We start from the raw sequence: 3,796 nt of genomic DNA on the forward strand, positions 1-3,796 counted from the left end.
TAAATGCGTATAAGTGCAATTTTTTTATATAAAAATATCTGTTAGAGATTTACTCCCCAACAGATATTATAGAGCCTAAAAAATCTGCTGAAATAATCAGCAGATAAAATTTAAATTATTTTTTTGTAGTCCAAAAAATTTGACACAAGAGATTTTGTAAAGATTAGATTTACTAAGTCTATAGTGCATAAGTCGTCTTGAAACTCTAGGGACTTGTCAATATTTATTTTAAGACCCTCTTCTTCAAAAACATTGTGATCTCTTTCTCTTCTTCTTGGGCTACCAATATAGGTGTCAGAAGTGGGAAGACCACTTCCACAACATTGTTTTGATGTAATTAAGTCAACAGTAATTTCTCTTGCCTTTTTATCAGATAAAAAATTAAGAGCATCATCTGTAATTTTAATTCTCAAATTACTCATCCTTTTTTATGAGAGTTACAAAAAATTCGCTTGGCTTAATAGCTTCAATGGCAATATAATTTTCACCGTCGAATTTAAGGACCTTACCTGGTTCAAACTCTCTGTCTTCTTCATCATTTAATATAACTTTAATTTTACCCTTAACAATAGTTACAAGTACAGTAAAGCCAGGGTGATTGTGCTTGTCAATAGATTCGCCAGAGGCTAAAACTTTTTTCACTAGAGTAAATTCCTTTTCACTAAAAACTTTTCCAGGCATACTTCCTACATAACCAATCATTTTATTACCTCATTTCTTAAATTTATCTAAATCGTGAAAACTTTCCAAATTTAAATCACTTCTATCAAGATCCTTGTCTCTTGAAAAGTTTTTTGCATCATCTAAATTCTTTTTGATGATTTGATCGTCTTCCAAGCTGCTTTCTCTTTCTAGGTTTATTTCGCTGCCCTTTTCAATGTGATTAAGTAAATCTTCAGAAGATTTTAAATCCTCAATTTTATATTCAGGCATCTCTTCTAAGAAAGTTGAAAGATTTATAGTTTCAGATTCATAGAGCTTGCTGATAATTTCGTCAATGTTTTGTGAATTTTTGCGAACAAGTTCAGACCTAATTTCGCTTAAAATATTTAATTTTTCCAAATTATATTTTTGAGAGAATTCTTTTAAATCTTCAAAAATTATATCTGTAATAGTTGGATTGAGCCTTGAAGAATTTAGTGAAAAAGTAAGTGGTCCCCTTTCAACAGATTTATTTATAGACATAAGTGATTTTGAAAAGATGTCAAATCTTTGGTAAATCATATTTCTTCCGTGGGCTCTTTTTTCCAGGGCTTCATTGAGCTCGAAGTCCTCTGTGGCAATGAGCACATAGTCAAAGCCCATAAACTTAAAATCTTTTTCGATTTGATGTTCCTTTAATTTAATTTTGCCATCAGATTCTTCAGATTTTTTTACTATGTCTTTAGTAAAGCTGTCTGCAATCATATATATTTCTGCCTCAGTATCTATTACCGTTTTAAGTGCAGATAGGGCAAGGTAGCCTCCACCTAAAATTAAAATCTTTTTCTCAAAGGTGTCAAGACTCACTGGTAGGTAACGCATAATATCACTCCTTTATAAAATTAAATTTATTTACAATAATATGTAAGCTTAGCTTAATTATACCAAATATTAGGACATTTTAAGCAAATTATTACATTTATTATAACTTTTCACTACTAATTTAATAAAATTTTAATATTTCTAAAATATAATGGGTATATTATGTGTTATAATAAACTAAACAGGCTATAGAATATGGAGGTTTTATAATGAAATCTAATAATTTAAAAAGAACAGCTGTTCTTGGTCTTGCAACAATTATGTTAGTACCAAGCGCAACTTTTGCAAAAGAATTTAAGGATGTCAAAAAAGACAATAAATATGCTTGGGCTTACAATGCAATTGATGTATTAAGCGACAAGGGTGTTATTAGTGGACATCCAAATGGAGAATTTAAGCCAGGAGATTCAGTTTCACTTGAAGAACTACTACAACTCATTAAACAAGTTCTAAATCCAAGTGCTGATGAAGTAAAAACTGCTAAAGAAAAATATTCAAAAACTGCCAAGGACAATGGTGTAAATTCTTGGGCTGAAGAAGCAGTTTGCTTAGCTCTTCACAGAGGTTACTTAAATGAAAGTGCATTAAAGAAAGCTTATGAAAGAGGATTCTTTAAAATTGATGGCAGAGAATACCCAAGCAGAAGCGATATTGCTATTTTCTTTGCCAGAGCTCTTAACTTAAATGCAAATGGCAACACTACACTTTTGAGACATAAAGATCAAAACACTATGAGCGACAGCTTGAGAGGATACTTAGCTTCTCTTATAGAAGCAGGCATCTTCACATCAACTGGATCTGATGGAAAATTTGAAGGAGATAGACCTATTACACGTGCAGAAACTGCAATAATCACCAAGGCTTCCTATGATTACGCATCTAGAAACACAGTAAGCTCAAAAGTTGAAAAGAAAAAGGGAACTGTAATTCTTTCTTCTAAGCTTAACAACGTCAATGTAATTATCATTGAAGCAGATAAACAAAAATATTCCTTTGACCTTGACAACAACACAAAATATAAGTTAAAAGATAAAGACATCAAGCTTGAAGACATTAGAGCTGGCCAAGAAGTAGAAATAGAATATATTAAGAGCAACTCTGTTGACAGAGAAGGCACAGCAAAGACAATCACTGTTACAAATGCAATGCTTGACATGGTTGGATATGTAAATTCTAAGGGAACAAATGAAATTACTCTTAGATATAGAGATTATTCAGATACATTGAACTTTAGAACAACTTCAAAAATTTCAACTTCTGACACTAAGACTTTTAAAATTGATTCGAATGCAAAAATTAAGGCTTATGGAAAAGATTTAAAGCTAGATGACATAAAAATTGATGACTTAGTAGAATTTAAGACAAATGCAGACAATAATATTACTGAAATGACAATTTATCCTAAGGAAGCTCAAATTAAAGGAAGAATTATTTCTATTGATACTTCAAATAAGGATAAGGCTGGATTAAAAATTAGACTAAAGGACAACAAGGATTACGAACTTTATATTACAAGTGAAACTAAAGATATAGACAAAATTACTTTAAATGACGATGTAAATCTTTACGTAAATTATAAAGTAGTGATTGGTCTTGCATCTAATTATAATAAAGACGACAATGTAACAGGTGAAGTTGTTGGATATAGCGGAGATGAATCATCTTTCTCAAATAGAAACCGTTACATTGATATAAAAACTAGGGATGGATATACTAAAAAATATTATCTTGCTAATAGATTTGAAATAAAAGATTTTAGGGGTTATGGGTTATCACAAGTAACTGAAAGTTACCTTAGAGGTAAGAGCGTAAATTTATCCTTTAATAATTATAATGAAGTTGAAACAATTACAGTAATTGATTCAAGTTTACAATTCAGTGGAATGTTCCAAGTTGTAAGCAATCTAGATGTTGGATATAATTATAGTGTCTACAAGATTGGAATTAGAGTTATTCAATCAGATAATGATAAATTAAAACCAGGGAAGACGCTTTATTTCCAAACTAGTCAAAAGCTCAACCTATATGATGTTCTATCCTTTGATGGCTATTTAAATTATGATGGGGAAATAATCTCAGATTCAAATAATAGATACCTTGGAAATCCTCGAGAATATTTAAATTACGCAAATAGAACTACTAGAAAGAGCGATTTTAAAGATTACACTTATTTTTTAGATAGTAATAGATATTATAATGGCTCTATAATATCTGTTGGGGAGTAAATCTCTAACAGATATTTTTATATAAAAAAATTGCACTTATACGCATT

4 protein-coding genes are annotated in these 3,796 nt (G+C 30.3%); 1 reads left to right on the plus strand and 3 read right to left on the minus strand.

From position 1 onward, the window contains the following. Window positions 1–110 precede the first annotated feature (110 nt). The 3 genes from WMO19_RS09500 to WMO19_RS09510 are packed head-to-tail and all read right to left on the minus strand — an operon-like array spanning window position 111 to window position 1,524. Entirely contained in the window at window positions 111–422 is a 312-nt protein-coding gene (locus tag WMO19_RS09500; RefSeq protein WP_349171612.1) for a CC/Se motif family (seleno)protein, read from the minus strand. Then, window positions 415–702, minus strand: coding sequence for a DUF1637 domain-containing protein (locus WMO19_RS09505; RefSeq protein ID WP_349171614.1), 288 nt, complete (start codon window positions 700–702; stop codon window positions 415–417). Before WMO19_RS09505 ends, WMO19_RS09500 begins: the two co-directional genes overlap by 8 nt. A 9-nt stretch (window positions 703–711) precedes the next feature. Further along, entirely contained in the window at window positions 712–1,524 is an 813-nt protein-coding gene (locus tag WMO19_RS09510) for a precorrin-2 dehydrogenase/sirohydrochlorin ferrochelatase family protein (RefSeq protein WP_349171616.1), read from the minus strand. A 209-nt stretch (window positions 1,525–1,733) separates the two neighbouring features. On the opposite strand from WMO19_RS09510, the gene WMO19_RS09515 reads away from it, so the two are divergent. Beyond that, complete coding sequence (locus tag WMO19_RS09515; protein ID WP_349171618.1) at window positions 1,734–3,749, plus strand: S-layer homology domain-containing protein; 2,016 nt, start codon at window positions 1,734–1,736, stop codon at window positions 3,747–3,749. Window positions 3,750–3,796 lie beyond the last annotated feature (47 nt).

The sequence above is a fragment of the Peptoniphilus hominis (ex Hitch et al. 2025) genome (assembly GCF_040096015.1).
Taxonomy (GTDB): domain Bacteria; phylum Bacillota; class Clostridia; order Tissierellales; family Peptoniphilaceae; genus Peptoniphilus_A; species Peptoniphilus_A hominis.

Bases quoted from the DNA above. Each gene is read 5' to 3' on its own strand.
- WMO19_RS09510 (WP_349171616.1), bottom strand. From the start codon at position 1,524: ATGCGTTACCTACCAGTGAGTCTTGACACCTTTGAGAAAAAGATTTTA.
- WMO19_RS09515 (WP_349171618.1), top strand. From the start codon at position 1,734: ATGAAATCTAATAATTTAAAAAGAACAGCTGTTCTTGGTCTTGCAACA.
- WMO19_RS09505 (WP_349171614.1), bottom strand. From the start codon at position 702: ATGATTGGTTATGTAGGAAGTATGCCTGGAAAAGTTTTTAGTGAAAAG.
- WMO19_RS09500 (WP_349171612.1), bottom strand. From the start codon at position 422: ATGAGTAATTTGAGAATTAAAATTACAGATGATGCTCTTAATTTTTTA.